Origin of the sequence: Henriciella algicola, assembly GCF_003576245.1 — a bacterium.
Lineage (GTDB): Bacteria > Pseudomonadota > Alphaproteobacteria > Caulobacterales > Hyphomonadaceae > Henriciella > Henriciella algicola.
On sequence record NZ_QWGA01000007.1, the window covers coordinates 79,231 to 103,318 of the forward strand.

The 24,088-nt window shown below is 59.5% G+C and carries 27 protein-coding genes; 10 read left to right on the forward strand and 17 right to left on the reverse strand.

The features are described from left to right. Nucleotides 1–18: 18 nt before the first annotated feature. Nucleotides 19–456, reverse strand: coding sequence for a DUF6491 family protein (locus tag D1222_RS10060; protein WP_119454142.1), 438 nt, complete (start codon nucleotides 454–456; stop codon nucleotides 19–21). Between the two features lie 145 nt (nucleotides 457–601). Further along, nucleotides 602–1,042, reverse strand: a complete 441-nt coding sequence (locus D1222_RS10065; protein ID WP_119454143.1) for a DUF6491 family protein — start codon at nucleotides 1,040–1,042, stop codon at nucleotides 602–604. 167 nt (nucleotides 1,043–1,209) lie between these two features. On the opposite strand from D1222_RS10065, the gene gatA reads away from it, so the two are divergent. From gatA to gatB, 5 genes are all read left to right on the forward strand, one after another. Beyond that, the gene (gatA, locus tag D1222_RS10070) at nucleotides 1,210–2,682 is read left to right on the forward strand and encodes an Asp-tRNA(Asn)/Glu-tRNA(Gln) amidotransferase subunit GatA (RefSeq protein WP_119454144.1); all 1,473 of its coding nucleotides are present in this window, start codon (nucleotides 1,210–1,212) and stop codon (nucleotides 2,680–2,682) included. 10 nt (nucleotides 2,683–2,692) lie between these two features. Then, nucleotides 2,693–2,950, forward strand: coding sequence for a hypothetical protein (locus D1222_RS10075; RefSeq protein ID WP_119454145.1), 258 nt, complete (start codon nucleotides 2,693–2,695; stop codon nucleotides 2,948–2,950). Nucleotides 2,951–3,008: 58 nt separating this feature from the next. Beyond that, the gene (locus D1222_RS10080) at nucleotides 3,009–3,323 is read left to right on the forward strand and encodes a hypothetical protein (RefSeq protein ID WP_119454146.1); all 315 of its coding nucleotides are present in this window, start codon (nucleotides 3,009–3,011) and stop codon (nucleotides 3,321–3,323) included. 78 nt (nucleotides 3,324–3,401) lie between these two features. After that, nucleotides 3,402–3,821, forward strand: a complete 420-nt coding sequence (locus tag D1222_RS10085; protein WP_119454147.1) for a hypothetical protein — start codon at nucleotides 3,402–3,404, stop codon at nucleotides 3,819–3,821. Between the two features lie 79 nt (nucleotides 3,822–3,900). Next, nucleotides 3,901–5,412, forward strand: coding sequence for an Asp-tRNA(Asn)/Glu-tRNA(Gln) amidotransferase subunit GatB (gatB, locus tag D1222_RS10090; RefSeq protein ID WP_119454148.1), 1,512 nt, complete (start codon nucleotides 3,901–3,903; stop codon nucleotides 5,410–5,412). A 127-nt stretch (nucleotides 5,413–5,539) separates the two neighbouring features. Here the strand turns inward: gatB and D1222_RS10095 are convergent, their stop codons facing one another. The 6 genes from D1222_RS10095 to D1222_RS10120 form a co-directional block, all read right to left on the reverse strand. Beyond that, nucleotides 5,540–5,974, reverse strand: a complete 435-nt coding sequence (locus D1222_RS10095; protein ID WP_119454149.1) for an HIT family protein — start codon at nucleotides 5,972–5,974, stop codon at nucleotides 5,540–5,542. Then, nucleotides 5,971–6,546, reverse strand: coding sequence for a hypothetical protein (locus D1222_RS10100; RefSeq protein WP_119454150.1), 576 nt, complete (start codon nucleotides 6,544–6,546; stop codon nucleotides 5,971–5,973). The genes D1222_RS10095 and D1222_RS10100 overlap by 4 nt, the downstream gene beginning before the upstream one ends. Next, nucleotides 6,543–7,706, reverse strand: coding sequence for a GNAT family N-acetyltransferase (locus tag D1222_RS10105; protein ID WP_119454151.1), 1,164 nt, complete (start codon nucleotides 7,704–7,706; stop codon nucleotides 6,543–6,545). Before D1222_RS10105 ends, D1222_RS10100 begins: the two co-directional genes overlap by 4 nt. Before the next feature lie 15 nt (nucleotides 7,707–7,721). Next, complete coding sequence (locus tag D1222_RS10110) at nucleotides 7,722–8,447, reverse strand: glycerophosphodiester phosphodiesterase family protein (protein ID WP_182481945.1); 726 nt, start codon at nucleotides 8,445–8,447, stop codon at nucleotides 7,722–7,724. An 8-nt stretch (nucleotides 8,448–8,455) separates the two neighbouring features. After that, entirely contained in the window at nucleotides 8,456–8,917 is a 462-nt protein-coding gene (locus tag D1222_RS10115) for a RidA family protein (protein WP_119454153.1), read from the reverse strand. A 72-nt stretch (nucleotides 8,918–8,989) separates the two neighbouring features. Then, a complete protein-coding gene (locus tag D1222_RS10120) occupies nucleotides 8,990–10,270 on the reverse strand; it encodes a DNA polymerase IV (protein WP_119454154.1) in 1,281 nt (426 codons plus the stop codon). 125 nt (nucleotides 10,271–10,395) lie between these two features. On the opposite strand from D1222_RS10120, the gene D1222_RS10125 reads away from it, so the two are divergent. Both D1222_RS10125 and D1222_RS10130 read left to right on the forward strand, forming a co-directional pair. Further along, complete coding sequence (locus D1222_RS10125) at nucleotides 10,396–10,788, forward strand: response regulator (RefSeq protein WP_119454155.1); 393 nt, start codon at nucleotides 10,396–10,398, stop codon at nucleotides 10,786–10,788. After that, a complete protein-coding gene (locus tag D1222_RS10130; RefSeq protein WP_119454156.1) occupies nucleotides 10,785–12,155 on the forward strand; it encodes a PleD family two-component system response regulator in 1,371 nt (456 codons plus the stop codon). The genes D1222_RS10125 and D1222_RS10130 overlap by 4 nt, the downstream gene beginning before the upstream one ends. A gap of 21 nt (nucleotides 12,156–12,176) precedes the next feature. Here the strand turns inward: D1222_RS10130 and D1222_RS10135 are convergent, their stop codons facing one another. The 8 genes from D1222_RS10135 to D1222_RS10165 form a co-directional block, all read right to left on the reverse strand. Next, on the reverse strand, nucleotides 12,177–12,641 hold the full coding sequence (locus D1222_RS10135; RefSeq protein ID WP_119454157.1) for a universal stress protein: 465 nt from the start codon (nucleotides 12,639–12,641) through the stop codon (nucleotides 12,177–12,179). A gap of 131 nt (nucleotides 12,642–12,772) precedes the next feature. Then, nucleotides 12,773–12,940 (reverse strand): 50S ribosomal protein L33, encoded by a 168-nt coding sequence (rpmG, locus tag D1222_RS10140; protein WP_119380140.1) that lies wholly within the window; start codon nucleotides 12,938–12,940, stop codon nucleotides 12,773–12,775. 102 nt (nucleotides 12,941–13,042) lie between these two features. Further along, on the reverse strand, nucleotides 13,043–13,771 hold the full coding sequence (locus tag D1222_RS10145) for an NUDIX hydrolase (RefSeq protein WP_119454158.1): 729 nt from the start codon (nucleotides 13,769–13,771) through the stop codon (nucleotides 13,043–13,045). Then, complete coding sequence (gene rnr, locus D1222_RS10150; RefSeq protein WP_119454631.1) at nucleotides 13,771–16,038, reverse strand: ribonuclease R; 2,268 nt, start codon at nucleotides 16,036–16,038, stop codon at nucleotides 13,771–13,773. Before rnr ends, D1222_RS10145 begins: the two co-directional genes overlap by 1 nt. Before the next feature lie 61 nt (nucleotides 16,039–16,099). Beyond that, nucleotides 16,100–16,231, reverse strand: coding sequence for a hypothetical protein (locus tag D1222_RS15905; protein WP_267896088.1), 132 nt, complete (start codon nucleotides 16,229–16,231; stop codon nucleotides 16,100–16,102). Nucleotides 16,232–16,335: 104 nt separating this feature from the next. Continuing rightward, nucleotides 16,336–18,921, reverse strand: a complete 2,586-nt coding sequence (gene topA / locus D1222_RS10155; protein WP_119454159.1) for a type I DNA topoisomerase — start codon at nucleotides 18,919–18,921, stop codon at nucleotides 16,336–16,338. Nucleotides 18,922–18,991: 70 nt separating this feature from the next. Next, nucleotides 18,992–20,110, reverse strand: coding sequence for an LptF/LptG family permease (locus D1222_RS10160; RefSeq protein WP_119454160.1), 1,119 nt, complete (start codon nucleotides 20,108–20,110; stop codon nucleotides 18,992–18,994). Then, nucleotides 20,110–21,225, reverse strand: a complete 1,116-nt coding sequence (locus D1222_RS10165; RefSeq protein ID WP_119454161.1) for an LptF/LptG family permease — start codon at nucleotides 21,223–21,225, stop codon at nucleotides 20,110–20,112. The genes D1222_RS10160 and D1222_RS10165 overlap by 1 nt, the downstream gene beginning before the upstream one ends. A 97-nt stretch (nucleotides 21,226–21,322) precedes the next feature. Between D1222_RS10165 and D1222_RS10170 the strand changes: the two genes are divergently transcribed. Further along, entirely contained in the window at nucleotides 21,323–22,789 is a 1,467-nt protein-coding gene (locus D1222_RS10170; RefSeq protein ID WP_119454162.1) for a leucyl aminopeptidase, read from the forward strand. 2 nt (nucleotides 22,790–22,791) lie between these two features. Then, entirely contained in the window at nucleotides 22,792–23,262 is a 471-nt protein-coding gene (locus D1222_RS10175; RefSeq protein WP_119454163.1) for a DNA polymerase III subunit chi, read from the forward strand. Here the strand turns inward: D1222_RS10175 and D1222_RS15660 are convergent. Beyond that, nucleotides 23,259–23,447 carry a hypothetical protein gene (locus D1222_RS15660; protein WP_147371859.1) on the reverse strand — a complete coding sequence of 63 codons (189 nt, stop codon included), beginning with the start codon at nucleotides 23,445–23,447 and terminating at the stop codon, nucleotides 23,259–23,261. The genes D1222_RS10175 and D1222_RS15660 overlap by 4 nt on opposite strands. Nucleotides 23,448–23,594: 147 nt before the next feature. Here D1222_RS15660 and ndk point away from each other — a divergent pair, with 147 nt between their 5' ends. After that, entirely contained in the window at nucleotides 23,595–24,017 is a 423-nt protein-coding gene (gene ndk, locus D1222_RS10180; RefSeq protein ID WP_119454164.1) for a nucleoside-diphosphate kinase, read from the forward strand. Nucleotides 24,018–24,088: the final 71 nt, after the last annotated feature.

Sequence of the window (24,088 nt, forward strand, 5' to 3'; positions counted from 1 at the left end):
TCTCCTTTACTGAAGGCCTCAATCGACTGAAGCGACGTCCGTGCTCAGCGCGTCTTCATTCCATTCGTAAATGGCTTTGATGCGGCAGAGATAGGCCGGGTCGCTTGCGTTGCCAAAAGTGTTCTTGGAGGCGGAGAAGCGGTCATACGAGGTGACGCAGCGTCCGCTTGAAAAGGCGTTGTTGAGCGAGATTGTCTGCGCGCCGTCGAGTTCATTACACGGCTTGTCGGTCTGGATCAGGTAATCCTTCGCGCCGCGCTCGACGATGATCGTGCTCTCTGTGCCTTCGCGGAAATCGTTGATCTGATCGCGAAAGCAGATGCGGTCGACCTTTTCGCCGAGACGCACATCATTGAGATAGTCATCCGGTCCCGCATTCGGAGCTTCAGCCATCGCTGCAGCACCAAACATCATGGACGCCGCTGTTGCCGCGCTGATCGTTGCGAAGGTTTTCATGGGATAACTCCTCATTGCTCAAGAGCTGCAAACCGCTTGCGCTCAACCCCTAATGTATACCGAATAGCATAGGCATCAAAGCGATTAATCGAAATGTTAGGGTTTGACGGCCGTTGGGCACGACGATGCGCCAGCATCCACTTCGCTATTCCTGCTCGCCCTCAGCTGCATCTTCATTCCATTCATAGATGGCTCTGATTGGACAACGTGCCGGTGGAATGTCCGTCCGGTCAGGGCCAAATGCGCTGCGGTAAGCATAGATCGAATCGCCTTTCGTGACGCAGCTCGCACCGGGAAACGTGTCGAAGCTGAGCGAGTTGGCGCCGTCGAGGTCGTAGCAGCTGCCCACTGTCTCGATGAGGTATTCATCGTTCACGCCTTCTTCGACGATGACGCTATTGCGCGTTGTCATCCGGAAGCTGTCGATGTTCGACGCAAAGCAGACCCTGTCGACCTGTTCGCCAAGGCGTGCATCGGTTCGCCAGGCTTCAGGCTCGTCTTTGCCGGCGTCCGGCTGCGAGGTGCAGGCGGCAAGGGCGAAGAGGGCGCTGGCCGGAAGGGCGAAGAGAAGTTTCGTGCGGTTCATGTGTTTCCTCCGATCTGCAACTGGCGCGAGAGTGCGCAGTCTATATCGCAACTAAACGACTGGGTAGCATCTCCAGTTCAAATGCGTCGTTTCAGTCACCGGGACTTGAACTCTCCAGCCCGGCCAGCATACGAAGGCGCAAACCTATTCTTGTGGATCCTTGCCAGATGACCGACCTCACGAAACTCACGCTTGCTGCGGCCCTCGATGGGCTGTCTGCCAAGGCTTTTTCCTCGCGCGAACTGACCGAGGCTTTCATCAAGGAGATCGAGGCATCGAACGACACGCTGAACGCCTATGTCGTGAAGACGCCTGAAAAGGCGCTGGCAATGGCGGATGCGGCAGATGCGAAGATCGCTGCGGGTGAGGCACGAGCGCTCGAAGGCGCCCCTCTTGGCGTGAAGGACCTTTATTGCACCAAGGATGTCCGCACTACGGCATGTTCGAACATTCTGGGCGAATTCACCCCGACCTATGAGTCGACTGTGACGCAGCAACTCTGGGATCGCGGCGCAGTCATGCTCGGCAAGCTCAACATGGATGAGTTCGCCATGGGCTCATCGAACGAGACATCTCGTTTTGGCCCGCCGGCAAACCCTTGGCGCCGTGAAGGCTCTAACCAGAATTTGACCCCGGGCGGGTCTTCGGGTGGCTCTGCGGCAGCTGTGGCGGCAGATCTCTGTCTCGGTGCCACGGCGTCGGACACGGGCGGCTCCATTCGCCAGCCTGCAAGCTTTACCGGGACTGTCGGCATCAAGCCGACTTATGGCCGCGCGAGCCGCTATGGCATGGTCGCGTTTGCGTCCTCGCTTGATCAGGCTGGCCCGATCGCCAAGACGGTCGAGGACAGCGCCATCCTGCTGGAAGCCATGTGTGGCCATGACGCAAAGGATTCGACTTCGCTGCCAGAGCCTGTTCCGGCCTGGCGCGAAAGCGTAAAGCAGGGCGTCAAAGGCATGAAGATCGGCATTCCAAAGGAATACCGCGTCGACAACATGCCTGACGAAATCGAAGCGCTGTGGACCCAGGGCGTAAAGTGGCTGGAAGAGCAGGGCGCCGAGATCGTCGACGTTTCGCTGCCCCACACGAAATACGCGCTGCCAGCATATTACATCGTGGCCCCGGCTGAGGCCTCATCGAACCTCGCGCGTTACGATGGCATGCGCTATGGCACGCGCGTTCAGGGCGACAATCTGGTGAATACCTATGAGGGTACGCGCTCTGAAGGCTTTGGCGCGGAAGTCCAGCGCCGCCTGATGATCGGCACCTATGTTCTCTCGTCCGGCTATTACGACGCGTATTACCTGCGCGCGCAAAAGGTCCGCACGAAAATTCTCAATGATTTCATTGAGGCGTACGAGAAGTGTGATGCGCTCCTGACGCCGACCTGTCCATCTGCTGCCTTCGCTTATGGCGAGAAAGCCGACCCGGTTCAGATGTACCTCAACGACATCTTCACGGTGACCGCAAATCTTGCCGGCCTGCCGGGCATTTCGGTGCCTGCGGCGCTGGATAGCCAAGGACTTCCGCTCGGCCTGCAGGTCATCGGCAAGGCGCTGGATGAGGCGTCCTGCTTCCGCGTGGCTGGTGCCATCGAGGAAGCGGCAGGCTTCGTGGCAAAGCCTCAGAAGTGGTGGTAGTCTGGAGGCCATGTCGACGCGTGGCCACCGCAACTTTCTCGAAAAGATCACAACCGGCCTGTTCTCGCTGAGGCTTTTCCGCTCTCGCGCGGTCCGCTGGCCTCTCGCGGCATTGCTTGCTGGGCTTGGTGTTCATGCTGCCACTGTGCAGTCGGCGACGGATGGGCCGAGAGGCTTTGCCGTGCCTGCTATCCTGTTCCTGTTCGCGCTATTCCTGGTGCTGTTGCCTCTGCTGCCCATCGCCGATGGCTGGGACGAACGAGACTGAGCCTCGTAACGCATCTGTGAGCGTGACGGCCTGTGCAGGCGAATGCTAGAAGGTCTTCATGTCGAGAAAAACCAGAACCGCGCTCTACGCCGTCCTTGCCTTTGTCTTCATGGTCCTGCTGATCCTGTCGATGGCCTGGTACAATGGGGTGAACCCATTCCACCCACGCACGCGGATGTACTGGCTCGCTGCCGTTGTCGCTGCGCTTTACATCTCGCTACGCGGCGCAATCTTCGTTGAGCGGATCCAGTATCGCCGCGAACGCAAGGCTGAAGAGGCTGAGACGCCAAGCCGCCTTAGCGCTAATATCAAGGACCGGATGGCGGCCCGTAAGGCGCGTGTGGCGGCGGCGCAGAAGAAACAGGGCAAATAGGCCCTGCCGGGAACGTAATCGTGATTTGAGGTTCTGCTCCGCCCGGCCCACTTAGGTCGCAAATCTGGAGGCTGAACCATGAAATCCATTTCCTTGTTGCTGATGCGCGCTGGCACAGGTCTGTTGCTTGTGATCTGGGGGCTCATCAAGATCATGTCGCCCGCCGCTGCTGTTGGAGTCTCCGATAAGTATTATGGCGGCACCGTCAGTATGGACTGGTTGCAGCTGCCGTGGGGCATTCTGCAAGTGGTAATCGGTCTTGCCGTGGTCGCCGGACTGTTTCGCAAATATGTATACCCAGCCCAAGCGGTTATCCTAGGCCTCGGGGTTCTCGTAATCTGGAAGTACATCCTCGATCCTTTGGGGCTCTATCTCCTGGATGAAAGCTCCCGGCAGGTCCTGTTCTTCCCTTCACTCGCCGTTTTCGCTGGCACGCTCATCCTGATGGCTTTCCGGGAAGACGATACGCTCAGCCTCGACCGCAAATTCGGCCTCTGATCGAGCCGCAATTCGGGGTGGCACGGGCGCTATTCGCCCGTTATGTAGCAAGCAGAAACTGCTTGAAGGACCACGCAATATGAGCGAGCGGCCGACCTATACGCTGAAGGGCGATACCGGAGACTGGGAACTTGTGATGGGCCTTGAAGTCCACGCGCAGGTTGCGTCTGAAGCGAAGCTCTTTTCCGGCGCTTCGACCGAATTTGGCGCGGACCCTAACTGCAATGTTTCGCTCGTCGATGCGGCAATGCCTGGCATGCTGCCAGTCATCAACAAGAAGTGCGTTGAGCAGGCGGTGCGCACCGGCCTCGGCCTCAAGGCGAAGATCAACAAATGGTCCCGCTTTGACCGGAAGAATTATTTCTACCCGGATCTTCCGCAGGGCTATCAGATTAGCCAGTTCGACCACCCGATTGTGGGCGAGGGCGAGATTGAAGTGGATGTCGAGCCTGCGCATGGCGACCCGGCCTATTCCTTCCCTGTACGGATTGAGCGCCTTCACCTTGAACAGGATGCAGGTAAGTCCATTCACGACATGGACCCGACGGCGACCTATGTGGACCTCAACCGCTCCGGTGTTGCGCTTATGGAAATCGTCTCCAAGCCGGACGTCAGAACGCCTTTGGAAGCAGCGGCTTACGTCAAGAAGCTCAAGTCCATCGTGGTCGCTCTTGGCACCTGCGACGGTGACATGGAGAAGGGTAATCTGCGTGCGGACGTAAACGTGTCGGTCTGCAAACCGGGCGCGTACGAAAAATTCCGCGAGACGGGCGACTTCAGCCATCTTGGCACCCGCTGCGAGATCAAGAACATGAACTCGTTTCGCTTCATCCAGGCGGCAATTGAGTATGAAGCGCGCCGTCAGATCGAGATCCTCGAAAGCGGGGGCAAGGTCGATCAGGAAACCCGTCTGTTCGATCCGAACAAGGGCGAGACGCGCTCCATGCGCTCCAAGGAAGACGCTCACGATTATCGCTACTTCCCCGACCCGGACCTTCTGCCGCTCGAATTTGACGATCTCTTCATCGAGAACATCAAGGCGAGCCTTCCGGAACTGCCGGATGAGAAGCGCGCGCGTTTTGAAAGCGAGTACGGTCTGTCGCGCTATGATGCCGGCGTGCTGACCGCCGATAGCGAACGCGCAGAGTTCTTCGAAGCTGTCGCCAAGGGCCGTGATGCAAAGCTCGCCGCAAACTGGGTCAGCCAGGAGCTGTTCGGCTATCTCAATCGCGAAGACCTTGAGCTGTCAGATAGCCCGGTGTCCGCCGCCCAGCTGGGCGAGCTTGTCGACCTCATCTCGAACGACACGATTTCAGGCAAGATCGCCAAGGACGTCTTCGCCCGCATGATCGATGGCGAGGGCAACCCCGGCGATATCGTCGAAAAGCATGGCCTGAAGCAGGTGACGGACACGGGCGCCATTGAAGCCATCGTCGATCAGATCATCGCCGAGAACCCTGAGCAGGCCGCGGCCGTGAAGGAAAAACCGAAGTCGATGGGTTGGTTTGTCGGTCAGGTGATGAAGGCGTCCGGCGGCAAGGCCAACCCTCAAGCGGTGAACGAGATCCTGAAGCAGAAGCTGGGGCTTTAGCCTTGCAGTCACTTCAAGCGGAGGAGCCATCCGGCGTCCGCCTCGATGGCGATTGTTGATAGGGCAGGTGATGGACTCTCAGATGAGCTGCGCTCATCGAGAGGGACGCTGCTAATGGCGGGCCTGCTTACAGGTACGCCGCAATCTTGTCCGCGAGCGCTTTCAGCTCTTCAGTGTCGGCTGGCTCACCGCTGGCATGGGGGCGGCCGGTCTGGCCTTCCATGATGGGCAGGATATGGAAGTGGAGGTGGTAGACCGTCTGGCCCGCGGGTGCTCCGTTGAACTGCAGGATGCGAAGGCCATCGGGCTCCAGCGCCTTTTCCACTGCCTTCGCGACCGTCTGGACGCGCTCCATATAGGGCCCGATTTTCTTCGGCTTCAGCTCAAGGAAGTTGCGCGCCTTTACGTCCTTCGGAATGACCAGCGTGTGGCCAGTCGTCTGCGGGAAGATGTCCATGAAGGCGAGGGCCACATCGTCTTCGAACACTTTCACGCATGGCATCTCTCCGCGCAGCATTTTGGCGAAGATGTTGTCCTGATCGTACTTCCCGTGAAGTGTCATTCAGCGTCGTCCTCAATATCTGCCTTAGGCTTTATCAGGCGGTCTGCCATGAAGACAAGGATCACGAAGAAGACGAACAGGAAGCCCTCAGCGTTCCAGTCCGCCGCGATTATTGGGTTGAAGTTGCCTGCGGAGACTTCCGGAATCCAGTCTCGTCCCGATGGTGAGGGTTTGGCCCTGAACCAGATTTCCGGGAGTACCGCGCGGAGTAGCAGGATCACGCCGTAGAAGAGATACATCAGCACGAACAGGGCGATGCCCAGCTGGTGAAGGATCATGTACCAGAGTGCGGCGACTCCGTAGCGCCGAGGTTTTTGATAGGCGCCGAACTCAGCTCCGAGCGCGTCTGGGCCTGCTTCGGCAGCATCTATGATGAGGCGTTTTGCGGCGTCATAGTCCGTCGATGGCACAGCGACGCTGACGCCCTGCAGGCCGGGAATGAGCAGCCAGTCATTCGATGCGTGGTAGTAGTTCTCGACCGCGGCGTGGATGCCCGCTGCTTCGAGTAGGCTTTTGCACACCAGCGCTTCAGGCAAAGTGGCGCAGCGCCGAATCGTGACGAGAGAACTCATCCGTCTTTCTTAAACGGCGTTCTCTCACGTAGAAAGTCGGCTTCCCTTTCAACCATCTGGCGTTCGCGGCCGAGATATTCCCCAACGGCGTCGGCGAGGCCTTCATGGGCGATCCAGTGGGCTGAATAGGTGGTTTCCGGCACATAGCCGCGCGCGAGCTTGTGGCCGCCTTGGGCGCCTGCCTCGACCGTCTTCAGGCCGCGCGCAATGGCAAAATCGATGGCCTGATAGTAGCAGGTTTCAAAATGCAGCATGGGCCGCGCAGAGACAGTGCCCCAATAGCGACCGAGCAACCGGTCGCCGCCAATCATGTTCAGCGCGCCTGCGATAGGTTCACCATCCTCTTCGGCGAAGATCAGCAGGATATCGTCGGCAAGGCGTTCGCCAAGCAGCGAGAATGTTTCCCGGTTGAGATAGGGCGAGCCCCATTTGCGCGCGCCGGTGTCCATGTAGAACTCATAGAAGATGTCCCAATGGTCCTCGGTGATGTCGCTGCCGGTGATGTGGCGGAAGGTCAGGCCTTCCTGCGCGCGCCGCCGCTCTTTGCGGAGATTCTTGCGTTTCGCCGATGAGAGCGCGTTCAGGAAATCGTCGAAACTTTCATAGCCATCATTCTTCCAGTGGAATTGCTGGTCGGTGCGGATGAGGAGGCCTGCTGTGTCGAGGCGCAGCGCCTCTTCGCCTGTCAGGAAGTTGATGTGCAGCGAAGAGATATCGTTGTCGGCGGCGATCTTCACAGCCGCGCCAAGCAGAGCCTCGCTGATGCGCACGGCATCCGGCCCCGGACGCACGAGCCGCCGCCGTCCTGTCACTGGCGTGAACGGAACGGCGGAGAGAAGTTTTGGATAGTAGCGCCCACCTGCGCGCTCGTAGGCATCGGCCCAGCTATGATCGAAGACGAACTCACCTTGTGAGTGGGACTTCAGGTAAAGCGGCATCGCCCCGCATAACCCGCGTCCCGCCTGCTCGATTATGATATGATGGGGTGCCCACCCGGTCTCAGGCGACGCTGCGCCGCTCTCCTCCATGGCTTGCAGGAATTGCCAGCTCAGGAAGGGGTCATAGGGCTCGCTAGGCGGGTTGGCGACCGCGTTCCATTCCTCGGCGCTGACCTCATCGAGGCTGTTGATCAGTCTGATTTCCAGGCGCGGTTCATCCATGGAGCGGAATCTAGCTCACGCCTCCGGCCTGACAAAGGCGGGATCGAAGCCCTCAAATATCTGCGCGATGGGAAGGGATTTCAGCTCTTGCGCACGCTCGGCCGTGTCGACTGTCCAGACAACGAGAGGCAGGCCGTAGTCTGTCGCCGTCGTCTGGGCCTCGCGCGCGTCCGACCAGTGGGCGGCGATATAGTCAGGCATGAGGGCGGCAGATGTGCTGACGAGCGCCTGAAGTGTGATGTCCTGCGACATGCGGCTGGGTAGGATCAGCGCGCCTTTCATGATGCTGGACGGGATAGCGGAGACCGCGCGGCGGCTGAAGCTCATCAAGGCCGCGCGCCCGTCAAAGGCCTCTACGCGCTCTGCCACAAGTGCCGTGAACCCTTCAGCGTCAGTTTCCCCATCGATTTTCATCTCAATGAGGAGCGGGGTGTCTGCGGTCCAGGCATCCAGAAGCTGATCCAGCGTCGCGAATGTGCCATTGCCCTTCAGGGTTAGCTTGGTGAGCTCTTCAGCTGAATGGTTTGCGACAAGCCCTTTGGCGTCGGTCATCCGCTGCAGTGTTGAGTCGTGGAAAACGACGGGCGTGCCGCAGGCCGCCGGGCGAACATCAATCTCGCAGCCGATTCCACCGCCCCCTGCAGCCAGGATCGCCTCAAGGCTGTTCTCTGGATAGGTGTCTGCGGACCAAAGTCCGCGATGAGCATAGTGGTAGTCGAGCAGATTGAATCGTTCGGCCAAATCGGTCCTCAGTTTGTAATTTCAAAAATCCCGTCGATTTCCACGGCAACGCCGAGGGGCAAGGTCGGGCAGGCCACTGCGGAGCGCGCATGACGCCCGGCATCACCAAACACATCGACCATGAGGTCAGAGCAGCCATTGATGACCTGTGGGATGTCCGTGAAAAGCGGGTGGGCGTTCACAAAGCCGCCGAGTTTTACAACGCGGCTGACCTTCGAAAGGTCTCCCAGCGCGGCCTTGCATTGCGCCAGCAGGTTGATGCCACAGCGGCGTGCGGCTTCCTGCCCTGCGGGCAGGTCCATGGTTTCACCAAGGCGGCCCGTTACAAGGCCATCCGGGGTGGAGCTAACCTGACCAGAGACAAACAGATGCTGGCCGGAGATGACGAAGGGCACATAGTTGGCGACCGCCTTCATGGGCTCTGGTAGCGTGATGCCGAGATTGATCAGGCGGGCTTCAGGTGTGCTCATGGACGGGCGACTCCGGTAGTTGATACGCGTGACCCTCTTAGACATATGCCTTGGTACCGGGCAAGGCGAGGTTCAGTCGGGCGTGTTTTTTCGTCGCTCCAGCCGCATGGCGCGACCTGTCTGCACGGCCTGATTGCCGAACTTGCCGCGCGCCTTGTCCATCGCGCGCTCTGCAGCGGCCCGTTTGGCGACGCCCGGATCGATCAGGTCGATCTGGTCGTGGCCCGCAGGATGCAGGTCTGAAATGCCGATGCCGATCAGCCGGTAGGCTGTCGTTCCCGCAGTCTCACGCTGCAGCAGCGGGCGGGCGACCCGGAACAGCGTCTGGGCGAGCTGAGTAGGCTCGGAAAGCGTGACACTTCGGGTCAGGCTCCGGAATGTCTTCGTCTTGAGTTTCAGTGTCACGACATAGCCTGCCACGCCGTGAGCCTTGGCGCGGGTGGCTGTTTCCTCGCAGACCGACCACAGGCGGTCGTCGAGAATCTGCGGGTCAGAGATGTCACTGTTGAAGGTCCGCTCCGAGGAGACTGATTTTCTTTCCCTGTCAGGTGAAACGCGGCGATTGTCTATCCCATGCGACCGGTCCCACAGGTGCTGGCCGCTTTCACCATATTTGCGCATCATGTCGGCGCGGTCTTTGCGCTGGACATCGCCGATCAGGTTCAGGCCGTCTTTCGAGAGGCGCGAAGCGAAAGCCGGTCCGACGCCATGAATGGCGCTTACCGGCATGGGGCCGAGAACATCCTTGGCATCCGCGCGGGAGAAGGCTGCGAAGCCGCGCGGCTTGTCGATCTCGCTCGCCATCTTTGCGAGAAAGCGATTCTCTGACAGGCCGATCGAGATGGTGATCTGCAGATCCCGTTCGATATCGCGCGCCAGCGTGGCGAGGAGGGCAGCGGGCAAATGCGCGTGAAGCCGCTTGGTGCCGGAGAGGTCGATGTAGCCTTCATCAATGCTCACCATCTGCACCATTGGGCTCAGAGCTCCGAGCTTTTGCCTGATCTCGAGCGAAACGGCCGAATACTTGCGAAAGTCGGGCCGGACGACGACAGCATTCGGGCAGGCCTTGAGCGCCTTGAACATCGGCATGGCGGAGCGGACACCGTCAAGGCGGGCAATATAGCAGCAGGTCGCGACGACGCCGCGCTGACCGCCGCCCACAATCACCGGGCGATTCCTTATCTCCGGATTGTCTCTTTTTTCTATAGCGGCGTAGAAGGCGTCGCAGTCGATGTGGGCAACGCAAAGCTCCTCCAGCCGCTCATGAAAAATGATCCGGTCGCTGCTACAGGACGGGCACTTAACGATTTTTGAGAAGTGGACTGCTGAACAGTCACGGCAAAGCGACGCCATGAATGTTCTTCTCATGTTCCGGGTCTTCAGGCAAGTTCGGGCGACGACTTAAAACATAGATTAAGACTCTTATGGGTAAGTATGCCGTTGAGGAATTGTTCAATTTTGGGGGATTAGACGGGGACATGATGAGCGGCGCACGCAAAAAGGTACTCGTTGTTGAAGACAACGAACTGAACATGCGCCTGTTCTGTGACCTGCTCGATGCCTTTGGATACGATACGCTGCAATGCCGCGATGGCGCGCGCGCCGTCGAACTAGCGCGCGAGCACAAGCCGGCCCTGATCGTCATGGACATCCAGCTGCCGGATGTTTCTGGTCTCGATATAACCCGCTGGATAAAGGATGACGAGACGATAGCGTCTATTCCGGTCCTCGCGGTGACTGCCTTCGCCATGCGCGCCGACGAGAAGCTGGTGCGCGAAGCAGGGTGTGAAGCCTACCTCTCCAAGCCAATACAGATGCGGTCTTTCCGGTCGACTGTTGATAGTCTGATCTCAGACAGGCAGGCCGCATGAGCGCACGTATCCTTGTCGTAGACGATATTCTTGCCAACCGGCGCCTCATGCAGGCCAAGCTGGAAGCCAAGTACTATTCGGTCCTTCTGGCTGAAAACGGCCCGCACGCGCTGGAGGTCGCACACAGTTCTGCGCCTGAAATCATTCTGCTCGACGTGATGATGCCCGGCATGGATGGCTATGAAGTCTGCCGCCAGCTGAAGGCCTCGCCTGAAACGGCCCACATTCCGGTCGTCATGCTGACTGCGTTGAGTGAGACCGCTGACCGCGTGCGCGGGCTCGATGCGGGCGCCGATGATTTCCTGACCAAGCCTGTCGATGACTTCGCCCTTATGTCGCGGCTCAATGCCTTGCTGCGCTATAATGCGGTGACCAACGAGCTGCGCCAGCGCGAGGCAAGCGGGGTCAAGATCGGTGCATTCAGCGAAGACGAAGCATCGACGCTGAACCGGCCGGTAAACGTCCTCGTTGTCGATACCAGCCCGTACAACATAAAGCGCCTGCGCGACCCGCTGGAACAGGCCGGGCACCGCGTCTTTACGCTGGACCAGGCAGATGGCCTGAAACAGTCCGGCAATGAGAAACTCGACGTGGTCCTCCTGGGGATGAGCAATCAGGGTTATGACCCGCTTCGGCTCTGCGCCCATTTGAGAACGAATGATGCCACGCGCGCCCTGTCCATCATTGTGACGGTGGACGAGCGCGATGTTGATCTTGCGGGAAGGGCGCTGGAGCTCGGAGCGAGCGATGTTATTCAGCAGCCGCTCGCCGTAGAAGAATTGCTCGCGCGTATTCGTACGCAGACCCGTCGGTCGCGTTACGTTGAGATCCTGCGGAACAGGGTCGACCGCGGACTGGAGCTGTCGGTCATTGACCAGCTCACCGGGCTCTACAACCGACGGTATATGAACAATCAACTGAGCCTCTGGATGAAGCGCTCTTCCATGGGCGGCACGCCGCTGTCCGTCGTGTCGGTGGACATCGACCATTTCAAAAAGGTCAACGACGTCTATGGTCACGAAGCCGGTGATCGCGTGTTGAAGGAATTTGCTGAGCGGATCATGGCCAATGTCCGCCCGAAGGATATTGTCTGTCGTCCAGGCGGCGAAGAGTTCCTCGTCATCATGCCGGAGACAGGCGGCGATCTCGCATGCTCGGCTGCTGAGCGTATCCGGCGTGCCATTGCGGCGGAAACGTTTGATGGCGGTACCCGTAGTGCCAGCGCGCTGGAAGTGACGGTCAGCGCTGGTGTTGCGACCTTCCTGGGCGATGAGGACACCATTGCCGATATGATGCGCCGCGCGGATGACGCGCTCTACAAGGCGAAATCGGCTGGCCGAAACCAGGTCAAGAGCCTCGCGGCCTAAGCTGCGGCGCCAAGGACGCTGTTAAGCGCCCAGACGTTTCGTGTAGGCCTCTGTCACCACAAAGACCGCGCACGGCGCTTCACGCAGCATGTCAGAGCTTTCTGAGCCCAGAAGCAGGCGCTTCCACCATGTCTTCTGATGCGAACCGATCACGATCAGGTCAGCATCGATCTTCTTCGCATAACTTGCGGCATCACGTGATGGATCGCCGTCGAGGACAGCGACGGTTGCGGCCGGAGAGTATGTGGCGGTGAGAGCCTCCATCGCTTCCTGGCGCCTGTCTGCGTCGGCCTGATGGGCCTTCGCATCAGCTTCGATCGCACCTGCCGCATATGGCGACTCAAACGTCGTGATAAACGGGTTCGAATCGATGGCATGGAGCTCGCCAGACGACGCGGTGAGCGACGCGGCGGTTTTCATGATCATGGGGGCAAGGTGGTCATCAATGTCGATGACGGCGATAACCTTGTTGAATTCGAGAGCCATGGGACACCTCCTGTCTTCAGTTACATAACAACTGAGACGGGCAGTGAGTCCATAAGCGCAATTACGTAACGCGAAAAAGAAAAAGCCGGACACTCGGCCCGGCTCGTTCAGAATTCGTCTTCAGGAAGATCCTACTTGATCTTGCCTTCCTTGAATTCGACGTGCTTCTTCGCAACTGGGTCGTACTTCCGCATCACCATTTTTTCGGTGATGTTGCGCGGGTTCTTTTTCGTGACGTAGAAAAAACCCGTCCCGGCAGTCGAGTTCAGGCGAATCTTGATGGTTGTCGGCTTTGCCATGACGGTTGCTCTCGCGAGTGTTCTGAGAAATCGAAGGGCGCTTAATGGAGGGGTGGCCGTGTAAAGTCAAGCGCCTGTCCGCAGGCTATGCCACCCAGTAGCTCAGATACGATCCTGTGAGTGGCCACCGGCTGTCCAGCGAAGGAATGGCGGGCGCAATTCGCTCACATCCTTCTGCTTCAGGCGCTCACCGATTTCGCCCAGCATGAAGCGTGTGACGTTCGGCAGATCGAGCGCGAGGGCGTCCGAAAGAGTCACCCATTGCAGGTCGTGCAGCTCGGCACCGTCCACCGCTGGGCGCTCATCGATGAGGACATCCTCGGCCTCTGCCATGAAGAAGCGCGCATCGAAGCGCTTCGGCCGATAGGGCGGGGTGATTGCGCGCCCGATCATGGTGAAGCCCTGAAGACACGGTGCTGCGCCTTGTTCAGCGTATTTCTGCCAGTCGCTTGCTGGCTGGCCGGGAAAGTCGCTGGCGCGGCCGACGATCAGGCCGGTCTCCTCGAAGGTCTCGCGGATCGCGGTCAGGCCAAACGCGCGTGGCTTGCGGCGCGTCTTGTGCGCCACTTTCTGGTGTTCGGTTTCCCGCAATTCGCTGAGCGAAGGGACACGCCCATCTGCGGTATCCACGCGGCCGCCCGGAAAGACGTATTTGTCCGGCATGAAAGTGTGCTTGCCAGAGCGCTTGCCCATAAGCAGTCGCGGCTGTGCCTGATCGCGCCGCACGAGAATGAGCGTTGCGGCGTCCTTGGGGCGGGGCGTTGGACGGTCCGTCTGGATGACGTCGCCGTCCCCTTCCTTGTCGAAGGCTGTGCCGAGTTTTCCGGCCATCAGCTCTTTCCTCCCTTGGCTCCCTTTTTACGGGAGGCTTTCTGTCGCGTCTTTTTGCGCGCTTTGGACATCTTGCCACGCGAGCGGCCCGGCGGACCAGACCTGCCCCCGCGCGAGGAGGGCGGCTTTTCTCCGGGCTTTCTGGGACGCGGAGGAGACAGCACCTTGAGCAGGAGGCCGCCTTGTAGCGGCGTCACCTCAGCAAGTTCTACCTTCACGACCTGACCCATCTCGAAGCGTTTGCCGGATCCGCGCGCGATGAGGGCCATCGCCCCTTCATCGTGCACCCAGTAATCATCGGAGAGCTTCGAAATCGGCGAGAAGCCGTCTGCGCCCGTGCTGCCCAGCCGTATGAAGAGACCGGCAGGTGTGACGCCTGTGATTCGGCCTTCGAACTCTGCGCCGACCTTGTCTGCGAGGTAGAGGGCGAGATAACGGTCCGTGGCTTCGCGCTCTGCCGCCATGGAGCGGCGCTCGGTTGCGACTAGGTGGCTGGCAATGTCTTCGAGCGAGGCCGCCATTTCCTTGGTCAGGCCATCCTCACCCATACCGAGCGACGAGATCAGCGCCCGGTGGACGATAAGGTCGCTGTAGCGGCGGATCGGCGAGGTGAAGTGGGCATATTTTGTCAGGTTGAGACCGAAGTGCCCATTATTCTCCGGCGAATAGACGGCCTGTGCTTGCGACCGCAGGACAATCTCGGAGATCGTGCCGGCATGTTCGCCTTCGGCATGGTCGTTCAGCAGCCGGTTGAAGCGGTGGGTCTGCGGACGCTCGCCGAGCGGCCACTTGATATCCAGCGTTTGCAGGAAGTCAGACAGGGCGGCGAGCTTTGAATCAGACGGCTGGTCATGGACGCGGTAGAGCAGGGGAGAGCCTAGCTTTTCCAGCGTCTCTGCGGCCGCAACATTGGCCTGGATCATGAACTCTTCGATCAGCTTATGCGCGTCGAAGCGTTCTTTCTCGATGATGCCGGTAACCTTGCCGTCCTCACTGATTTCAACGCGTTTCTCAGGCAGGTCGAGCGCAAGCGGCGCACGCAGGGCTCGGGCCTCTCCAAGCGCCTCATAGGCGCCCCAAAGTGGCTTCAGCACTGGCTCCAGCCATTTCTCGCCTTCGCCGCCTGTCTTTCCGTCAATCGCGGCCTGCGCTTCCTCATAGGAAAGCTTGGCATGCGAGCGCATCGTGCCGCGGATGAAGCGGTGCGAGCGTTTGGTACCTGATTTGTCGAATTTCATTTCGACCGCCATGCAGGGGCGGTCCTGATTGTCGACGAGAGAACAGGCGTCAGCCGAGAGCTCAAAAGGCAGCATCGGCACGACCCGGTCCGGGAAATAGGTCGAGTTACCGCGTTTCTGTGCTTCGCGATCAAGAGCGGTACCGGGCCTCACATAGGCCGCGACGTCAGCAATCGCGACAATGACCTTCCAGCCATCTTTGACCTTTTCGGCATAGACCGCGTCGTCATGGTCGCGCGCATCGTGCGGGTCGATCGTGATCAGCGGTATGTGGGTCAGGTCCTCGCGCGGGCTGTCCAGCGGTTTGATCGTCTGGGCTTCGTTGAGGACGTCGTTTGGAAATTCGACCGGGATATCGTGGCCATGGATCGCGAGCAGGGACGCCGCGCGAGGGTCGTCCATTCGCCCGATGATCTCTGTCACGACGCCGAAGGCTGGACCGTTTGGTCTGCCAGGCTTCGGCATGGCTGTGACGAGGTCGCCGTCCTCAGCACCCTTGGCATCCGTGCCGTCGATCAGGAAGGTACGCTTGTCCTTGCGGCTCGCCGGGACAACCCGGCCGCCGCGCGGCGTCTTCTCAAAACGGCCGGTGAGTGACGTCTCCTCGTCGCGCTGCTCAAACAGCTTCAGGAGCTTTGCGTGGTATTCGCCATTCGCCTCATTGATGCGGGCAAGGCCTTTGTCGCCGACTCCGGGGGCAGGCCCCTTGGTGCGGCCGCTATAGCCTGCATAGCGAATAGGGGGGCCGAACGCGCCATCGCGTCCAACACTGCGTCCGATCAACTCGCCATCGGAGTCGATCTCTTCAAAAACAATGACGCCTGTCGGCGGCGGCGTGTCTGTCTTCGCCCAGGCGCGTTTGCCTGTGCGCTCCAGCGTGCCGTCATTCTCAAGGTCTTTGAGCACCTGACGCAATGTCTGGCGCTCACGACCTTTTACCTTCAGCCCACGCGCAATTTCCTGCTTCGTGGTGGCTGAAGGATTGTCGGCGATGAATTGGAGAACTGTTTCTCTATCGGGAAAACTCATGCGACCCATATAAGGGATTCTGCGCGATTTGCCCGTATTCATTCAGGCTCGAAGCCTGAAATCAGACGACGAAGGCGAAGATCAGGCCGAGTGCGACCACTGCGGCAATGGTGGAAACGATGAGGACGTAACGCACGCCTTTGCCCGTTTCGCCCTGGCGTGCTTCTTCTTCCGGCAGTTTCGGTTCAGTCATCTTCAATATCCTGTCTTTCAGGTGCGGACAGACGCCCACACCGGGAATTAAGTTACTGGCCTACATCTGGTTCGACGAAGCAGATTGTAAAGCGATTCAACCGCCTATCCGTCGTCCTTCTTCGATTTCGTCGTCGTCTTCTTTGCCGCAGGCTTTTTCTTGGCGGTTGGCTTCTTTTTCGCGGGAGCTTTCTTCTTCGCGGGCTTTTTCGCCTTTGCATCAATCAACTCGACAGCCTGTTCAAGCGTGACCGTATCTGGTGTCACGTCCTTTGGCAGGGTCGCGTTTGTTTTCTTGTGCTTCACATAGGGCCCGTACCGGCCTTCATAGACGTGGATCGGCTCGTCATCGGCAGGGTGTTTGCCAAGCTCCTTAAGCGGGGTTGCCCCACGTCCACCGCCTCGCTTGGCCTTCTTGTCTTCGATCAGCGTCACTGCGCGGTTGAGGCCAATATCGAATAGTTCTTCGATGGTCTGCACATTCGCGAAGGTGCGTTGGTGCTGCACGTACGGGCCATACCGGCCGAGATTGGCGCGGATCATCTCGCCATCATCAGGGTGCTCACCGACGTCGCGAGGTAGAGACAGCAGCTTCACGCCCTGGTCCAGCGTAACTGCTTTGGCGTCCCATCCCTTCGGCACACTGGTCCGCTTGGGCTTGTCGTCCTCGCCACCGGCCATTTCAACATAAGGGCCAAACCGGCCCGTCTTGAGGAAGACCGGCTCTCCGGTTTCGGGATGCAGGCCGAGTTCTTCGCCCTCCGGATTGATGGCGCCTTCCTGCTCGCTGTCGGCAGAGAAGGGACGGGTGAACTTACAATCGGGATAGCGCGAACAGCCGACGAAAGCGCCGTGACGGCCCAGCTTCAGCGAAAGTTCGCCTTCGCCGCAAAGCGGACATTCGCGCGGGTTCTCTTTCGGATTGCCGTTCTCGTCCGTCTTTGGGAAGACGTAAGGACCGAGCGCCTCATTCAACGCGTCCAGAACGTTGGAAACGCGGAGCTCTTTCGTCTCCGCGATCGCTGCCTGAAACTGGACCCAGAACTCACGCAGAAAGGCTTTCCAGTCGAGCTTGCCGTCGGAAATGACGTCCAGTTGCTCTTCAAGCTCGGCCGTAAAGTCGTATTCAACATAGCGCGCGAAAAAGTTTTCGAGGAAGGCGGTGACGAGACGGCCCTTGTCCTCTGGAATCAACTGCTTCTTCTCGAGGCGTACATAGTCGCGGTCTTCGAGTGTCGACAGGGTGGACGCATAGGTCGATGGACGCCCGATGCCGAGCTCTTCCAGCCGTTTCACGAGCGACGCCTCAGTAAAACGCGGTGGCGGCTGGGTGAAGTGCTGGTCAGATTTGGCTTCGATGAGGTCGGCGTGGTCACGCTCGTTCATCTTTGGCAGGCGGCCTTCTGCGTCTTCATCCTCGTCGCCATCATCGCGGCCCTCAGTGTAGAGCTTGATGAAGCCGTCAAACTGGACGACCTGGCCGGTTGCGCGAAGCTGGGCGCGGCCATCTTTCGACATGAAGTCGAGCGTGGTGCGCTCAAAAATCGCCGCTTCCATCTGTGAGGCGACCGCGCGGCGCCAGATGAGCGTGTAGAGCTTTTTCAGGTCCCCATCGCCGCGATACTCTTCGGGGCGGATGGAGAAATCGGTTGGGCGGATGGCCTCGTGAGCTTCCTGCGCATTCTTGGCTTTGGAGGAATAGCGGCGTGGCTTTTCCGGCAGGTAGCGGGCGCCATAGTCGCTTTCGATCTGCTTGCGCGAGGCGTGATAGGCCTCTTCGGCCATATTGATGCCGTCGGTCCGCATATAGGTGATGCGGCCTTCCTCATAGAGCTTCTGAGCCGCGCCCATGGTCCGCTTGGCCGTAAAGCCGAGCTTGCGGGAGGCTTCCTGCTGCAGGGTCGAGGTGATGAAGGGCGGCGGCGGGTTGCGTTTGACCGGCTTCGATTCAACCGAGCTGACGGTATATCCGCCGACTTTGACCGCTTCGAGCGCCGCGGTCGCGCTCTTCTCATCGGGAAGCGAGAATTTCTTGAGGTTGTCGCCATCAAGGGCGTGAAGGCGGGCCTTGAAGCTCGTCCCGTCCTTGGCTCGTAGGTCAGCCTCGATGGACCAGTATTCCTGCGGCTGGAAAGTCTCGATCTCAAGCTCGCGCTGGCAGATGATGCGCAGGGCGACAGACTGGACGCGGCCAGCGGAACGAGACCCCGGTAGCTTGCGCCAGAGAACCGGAGAGAGATTGAAGCCGACGAGGTAGTCGAGCGCACGGCGGGCGAGATACGCATCCACCAGCTCCTGGTCGATCTCGCGCGGCTGCTCCATGGCAGTGGTCACCGCATTCTTGGTGATCGCGTTAAAGACGACGCGCTCGACCGGAATTCCTTTTAGCGCCTTGCGCTTTTCCAGCGCCTCAAGCAGGTGCCAGCTGATGGCTTCACCTTCGCGATCAGGGTCAGTTGCGAGAATGAGCTTGTCGGCGGACTTGGTCGCCTCGGCGATATCGCGAATGCGGCTCGCCGATTTGGAATCGGCCTGCCATACCATTTCGAAGTCATTGTCAGGATCGACCGAGCCGTCCTTGGAGGGAAGATCACGGACATGGCCGTAAGAGGCGAGGACCTTGTAGTCCTTGCCAAGATACTTGTTGATCGTCTTCGCTTTCGCCGGCGACTCGACAACGACAACTTTCATATAGGGTGACCTCCAGAGCGCGGCGGAACTTGTGTGCGGTGGCGGCCAGTGTCAACAGGACCGCGGAATCTCAACCGTCTTCGCGGTATGCCAGTACAGCCAGGCTAGCAAACAGCGCAAAGACCGCAGGTGCCCATGCCGCAATCAGCGGCGGCAGCGCACCCGACGCGCCAAGACTGGAGGAGAACTGCATGATGAAAAAGACACCAGCTGCAGCAAGCGATCCAGTAGCCACCAGACGGCTCGTCCCGCCAAGGCGCGACATGCGCAAGCAGACGAGTGCACCGATCAGCCCCATCGCCGTGAAAAAGAGCGGCATCGCTGTCAGCCCGTAGAGGCGAACCTTGAACCGCGAGGAGTCGAGGCCAGCCTGACTGGTCTGATGGATAAAGCCCGGCAGGCGCCAGAAGCCGATCGTGTTTGGCGAAGTGAACCGATCAAGCAGTCGGTCGGGGTCGAGATCGGTTGGAATGGCGAGCGCATCCATCCGCTCCGGTGAGCGGCCGGGAATGTTCTCGACCAGATTTTCAATCTGCCAGAACCCGTCGGTGATCCGCGCCCGCTCAGCATCAATGCGCCGGACAAATTCATAGCGATCCGTCGGCCGGCCATCCTGGAAAACCCGGCTTTCCTCGATCATCTTCACGTCCTGAAAGATCTGTCCGGTTTCATCGACAGACTGGGCGCTGATCACGATCTGCGAATTGCCATCGCCCTGCCGAAGCCAGACGTCATTGCGGCTCGAATCAACCCGCACCCCGCCTGTAATCAGGATTGAGTTGCGCGACTGTTCGAACTGGCTCGATAGCTGGGCACCGAGTGGGTTCAAGACCATCATTGAGAACAGGCCAAGCGCTACCGCCAGCACCATGACAGGTGCCAGAAACTCCCATGCAGACAGGCCACTCGCGCGAATGACGGAGAGTTCAGACCGTGTGTTGAGGCGGTTGTAGGCGATCATGGCCGCCACCAGGACAGCAAAGGGCAGGGTCTGCTCAATCAAGCCCGGAAGCTTCATGAAGGAGAGGCCGACCGCCTCAAGCGGGGACAGTTCGACGTCGCCGCCAACGGTCCGAAGCTGTTCGACGACGTCGACCAGCATGATCGTTGCAGTGAAGATGGCCAGAACGAGGGCGAGCCCGCTGAGGAGCTGCCAGATAATGTATCTCTGGATGCGGGTCATAAGCATCAGCGCGCCGCTCCCAGGATACGTGATGGCACTTTAAGACGCCATTTGAAGAAGATGAGTGAAAGCACAGCCGCAGTACCAAGTGGCACAAACCACTGGGCTACATTGGCGCCAATGCTGCTGCGGCTGGCCGATTGCACAACCAGCTGAACGATCACGAGAAGGAGCGCGCCGCCCGTGGCGAAGGCTATGCGCCGCGAATAGCCGCGTCGGCTAAAGTCCCCACCAAGCACCGCCATCACGGCGATGAGCGCCATTGCGATAGAAACTAGCGGTGTGGTCAGGCGTGCATTGGCCTCGGACAGGAAGGCTTCCTGGTCCTGAAGCTCCTGATAGCTTGTCGTGTCGATATAAAGCAGCTCGTGCAGGTACCGGTCGGATGCCTTCAGCACGACGGCGGCATTGTCATCAACGAATGGCGTCAGATCAAATGTGGACTGGTCGAAGTTGAGAACTGACAAGGCGTCATTTTCGTCGATCTGATGGATCTGGCCTTCCCACATGATGATGCTTGGCACGCCGTCGACTTCGACGAAGCGGCCGCGCTGGGCGAGATAGTCACGCGAATCAGTTTCGGTCTCGCGATTGTCGGAGATGAGTACGCCGATCAGGTCTCCGCCGCGCGATTCGCGCGCAAAAACTGTGAGACCCTCACCGGCAGTCGTGAACTGGCCGGGGCGGACGAGTGATGTGGCGAGATCTGTGCGCGCGTCCTGTACGGTTTCTCGCAAGAGACGCTGCGCTGTCGGCTGGACCCAGAGATTGACACCCAGATGGACAATGGCGGCTAGCACGGCGAGACGCAGGATTGGAGACGCGATATCCCAGCGCGTCATGCCTGCGGCGCCTGCCACGACGACTTCATTATCCCTGTGCAGTTTATTGAGCGACCAGATGGTCGCTACAAACACTGCGAGCGGCGTAAGAAGCGCAATGACCTGCGGCGCGCCGAGCGCGACGATGGTGAAATAGGTCAGGGCCGACTGGCGGTTTTCGACGATGATGTCCGTCTGCGACAGGCCCTGCGCCAGGATCGCCAGGAGGGTCAGGCCACCCACAATGATCAAGACAGAGCGAAACACTTGCCTGAAAAGATAGCTCTGAATGCGTTTCATTGCGCCTTTGAATACAGTTTTTTGTGTGCGTGGCACTGCCTAGCGAGTTGATTGGCGCGCGTCGATGCTTAGTTTTCGCGTCAAACGGAGTTTATTCATGAAAATCACATTTGCTGAACAAGCAGAAACCGAAATTGTCGCATTCGTAGTCGATCTGGATGGCGGTCTACCCGGCGCGGCCAAGTCGCTCGACGAATCAAGCGGCGGCCTGCTGAGCGAAGCGCTCGGCCAGACCCGCTTCACGGGCAAGCATGGCCAGACGGCCGTTGTCGTCCTGCCGAAAGGCGCATCCGCTCGCCGCGCCGTTCTTATCGGCGGCGGCAAGCCAGAGGGCCGCGATGCCCGCGCCCAGGAAAAGATCGGCGCGCTTCTCGTCAAAAGCCAGGCTGGCAGCGGCTTCAAATCGCTCGCGCTTCATGCTGACGACGCTGAGTTCGCGGCGCGCGCCGCGATTGGCGCTAAGCTCGCGTCTTATCGTTTCGACAACTACTTCACGAAGCTGAAGGATGACGACAAGCCAAGCCTTGAGACACTCACGCTCGTAACCAGCGACGCTTCGGCGGCCGCTGACAAGTGGGTACCGCTCGAAGCTGCCGCAGATGGCACCTTCATGGCGCGTGACCTCATGAACCTGCCGCCGAACATTCTCTACCCGGCCAGCTTCGCCGACCGCATCAAGGAACTCGAGAAGCATGGTCTCGAAGTTGAGGTGCTCGGTGAAAAGGAAATGGAAGCCCTTGGCATGGGTTCACTGCTCGGCGTCGGGCAGGGCTCTGTAAAGGAATCCAAGCTCGCCATCATGAAGTGGATGGGCGGCAAGGACGGTGACGCACCAGTGGCTCTCTGCGGCAAGGGCGTTTGCTTCGACACGGGCGGCATCTCCCTGAAGCCTGGCCCAGGTATGGAAGCGATGCGCGGCGATATGGGCGGCGCAGCAGCCGTCACCGGCGCCATGCTTTCGCTCGCCAAGCGCAAGGCCAAGGCAAACGTCGTGGGTCTGGTTGGCCTCGTGGAAAACATGCCGGATGGCAACGCGATCCGCCCGGGTGATATCCTCACCTCGGCCTCCGGTCAGACGATCGAAGTTCAGAACACGGATGCCGAAGGCCGTCTCGTTCTTGCTGACGTGCTCTGGTACGCTCAGAAAGAGTTCAAGCCGAAATCCATCGTCGACCTTGCAACCCTGACGGGCGCCATCGTGATTTCGCTTGGCCACCATCATGCCGGTCTCTTCACCGATAACGACGAGATGGCAGACCAGCTGACCAAGGCTGGCCTTGCGGAAGGTGAGCGCGTCTGGCGCCTGCCGATCGGTCCGGAATATGACCGCCAGCTGAAGTCGCAGTTTGCTGACATGAAGAATATTGGCGGCAAGTCTGCTGGCTCCATCACAGCGGCCCAGTTCCTGAAGCGCTTCATCAATGAAGGTCAGGCCTGGACCCACCTCGATATCGCAGGCGTCGCCTGGGTCGAGACAGAGAAGTCGCCGCTCGACCCGAGCTGGGCATCTGGCTACGGCCCGCGCCTGCTCGATCGTTGGATTGCCGACAATTACGAGGGCTAGACTTGGACGCGGCCAGTAAACCTGAATGGTGGTTCTACCACCTTAAGCGGACGACGCTTGAGCAGGCCGCTGGCCCACTCCTCGAAAAATGTCTGGAGCGGGGCTGGCGCGTACTCGCTGTCAGTCCCGACATCCGCCGCCGCGGGGCGCTGGATGCGGCTCTATGGACATATGACGACCAGAGCTTCCTGCCTCACGGCCAGGCTGAAGCAGCGGGCCTTGACCCGGCGCGCCAGCCAGTTCTGATCGCTGAGAAGCCCGATAACCTGAACGAGGCTGCCGTTGCGCTGCTGATGGACGGCGCCGACATGCCGGTGGATGCGTCCTATACGCGGTGCATGGTGATGTTCGACGATGGCGACACGCCAGTGCGCAACAAGGCGCGCAAGATGTACAAGGCGGCGTCGGACGCAGGGCTCACCACCCGCTATTTCCAGCAGACAGAGCAGGGCGGCTGGAAAGAGGCTGGCTAGGCCTTTGGTGGGCTGTTCGGCCTCGAAATCAGCAGGATGATGAGCGAGACGACGGTGAGGATGCCGAGTGTCCCCATAATCTCTGCACCATATGCCGGAATGGTGCCGGTCCAGAGCCAGATCAGCGCGTAGACTGCGGAGATCAGTACAGCCAGCGCGATCATCAATCTCAAAATACCGGTCATGGGCCATCGTCCCCTTCTCAAGTGGCAATCCTGCCTGACTCTAGTGGTTGAAGCCCAGTCTGTCAGCAGGAGTTGCCCGACTGCAGCCTGCTCGCTATAGGCCGCGCGAGAGTTTCACCCAAAGCAAGACTATTGAAGGAGCCATTCATGGCTATCCAACGCACATTTTCGATCATCAAGCCGGACGCGACCGAGCGTAACCTGACCGGCGCCGTCAACGCTGTCATCGAGAAGGCTGGCCTGCGTATCATCGGCCAGCGCCGTATCCAGATGACCCGCGCGCAAGCTGAGCGCTTCTACGACGTCCACAAAGAGCGCCCGTTCTTTGGTGAACTCGTTGACTTCATGACGTCCGGTCCGGTCGTCGTTCAGGTTCTCGAAGGCGAGAACGCCGTGAAAGCGTACCGCGATGTCATGGGTGCAACCAACCCGGCAGACGCCGAAGAGGGCACGATCCGCAAGCTCTACGCAAAGTCGATCGGTGAGAACTCGGTTCACGGCTCCGACAGCGAAGAGAACGCTGCGATCGAGATCCGCCAGTTCTTCTCTGAGGCTGACATCGCAGGCTAATCGCCCGTCAGCACCGATGAACTGGGAGCCCTCTCGTCCTCGGCGGGAGGGCTCTTTTCATTTGGTAAACG

What these genes read in the sequence shown, in the direction of transcription:
- D1222_RS10060 (WP_119454142.1), bottom strand. Translation starts at nt 456, where the DNA reads ATGAAAACCTTCGCAACGATCAGCGCGGCAACAGCGGCGTCCATGATG.
- D1222_RS10065 (WP_119454143.1), bottom strand. Translation starts at nt 1,042, where the DNA reads ATGAACCGCACGAAACTTCTCTTCGCCCTTCCGGCCAGCGCCCTCTTC.
- gatA (WP_119454144.1), top strand. Translation starts at nt 1,210, where the DNA reads ATGACCGACCTCACGAAACTCACGCTTGCTGCGGCCCTCGATGGGCTG.
- D1222_RS10075 (WP_119454145.1), top strand. Translation starts at nt 2,693, where the DNA reads ATGTCGACGCGTGGCCACCGCAACTTTCTCGAAAAGATCACAACCGGC.
- D1222_RS10080 (WP_119454146.1), top strand. Translation starts at nt 3,009, where the DNA reads ATGTCGAGAAAAACCAGAACCGCGCTCTACGCCGTCCTTGCCTTTGTC.
- D1222_RS10085 (WP_119454147.1), top strand. Translation starts at nt 3,402, where the DNA reads ATGAAATCCATTTCCTTGTTGCTGATGCGCGCTGGCACAGGTCTGTTG.
- gatB (WP_119454148.1), top strand. Translation starts at nt 3,901, where the DNA reads ATGAGCGAGCGGCCGACCTATACGCTGAAGGGCGATACCGGAGACTGG.
- D1222_RS10095 (WP_119454149.1), bottom strand. Translation starts at nt 5,974, where the DNA reads ATGACACTTCACGGGAAGTACGATCAGGACAACATCTTCGCCAAAATG.
- D1222_RS10100 (WP_119454150.1), bottom strand. Translation starts at nt 6,546, where the DNA reads ATGAGTTCTCTCGTCACGATTCGGCGCTGCGCCACTTTGCCTGAAGCG.
- D1222_RS10105 (WP_119454151.1), bottom strand. Translation starts at nt 7,706, where the DNA reads ATGGATGAACCGCGCCTGGAAATCAGACTGATCAACAGCCTCGATGAG.
- D1222_RS10115 (WP_119454153.1), bottom strand. Translation starts at nt 8,917, where the DNA reads ATGAGCACACCTGAAGCCCGCCTGATCAATCTCGGCATCACGCTACCA.
- D1222_RS10120 (WP_119454154.1), bottom strand. Translation starts at nt 10,270, where the DNA reads ATGGCGTCGCTTTGCCGTGACTGTTCAGCAGTCCACTTCTCAAAAATC.
- D1222_RS10125 (WP_119454155.1), top strand. Translation starts at nt 10,396, where the DNA reads ATGATGAGCGGCGCACGCAAAAAGGTACTCGTTGTTGAAGACAACGAA.
- D1222_RS10130 (WP_119454156.1), top strand. Translation starts at nt 10,785, where the DNA reads ATGAGCGCACGTATCCTTGTCGTAGACGATATTCTTGCCAACCGGCGC.
- D1222_RS10135 (WP_119454157.1), bottom strand. Translation starts at nt 12,641, where the DNA reads ATGGCTCTCGAATTCAACAAGGTTATCGCCGTCATCGACATTGATGAC.
- rpmG (WP_119380140.1), bottom strand. Translation starts at nt 12,940, where the DNA reads ATGGCAAAGCCGACAACCATCAAGATTCGCCTGAACTCGACTGCCGGG.
- D1222_RS10145 (WP_119454158.1), bottom strand. Translation starts at nt 13,771, where the DNA reads ATGGCCGGAAAACTCGGCACAGCCTTCGACAAGGAAGGGGACGGCGAC.
- rnr (WP_119454631.1), bottom strand. Translation starts at nt 16,038, where the DNA reads ATGAGTTTTCCCGATAGAGAAACAGTTCTCCAATTCATCGCCGACAAT.
- D1222_RS15905 (WP_267896088.1), bottom strand. Translation starts at nt 16,231, where the DNA reads ATGACTGAACCGAAACTGCCGGAAGAAGAAGCACGCCAGGGCGAAACG.
- topA (WP_119454159.1), bottom strand. Translation starts at nt 18,921, where the DNA reads ATGAAAGTTGTCGTTGTCGAGTCGCCGGCGAAAGCGAAGACGATCAAC.
- D1222_RS10160 (WP_119454160.1), bottom strand. Translation starts at nt 20,110, where the DNA reads ATGCTTATGACCCGCATCCAGAGATACATTATCTGGCAGCTCCTCAGC.
- D1222_RS10165 (WP_119454161.1), bottom strand. Translation starts at nt 21,225, where the DNA reads ATGAAACGCATTCAGAGCTATCTTTTCAGGCAAGTGTTTCGCTCTGTC.
- D1222_RS10170 (WP_119454162.1), top strand. Translation starts at nt 21,323, where the DNA reads ATGAAAATCACATTTGCTGAACAAGCAGAAACCGAAATTGTCGCATTC.
- D1222_RS15660 (WP_147371859.1), bottom strand. Translation starts at nt 23,447, where the DNA reads ATGACCGGTATTTTGAGATTGATGATCGCGCTGGCTGTACTGATCTCC.
- ndk (WP_119454164.1), top strand. Translation starts at nt 23,595, where the DNA reads ATGGCTATCCAACGCACATTTTCGATCATCAAGCCGGACGCGACCGAG.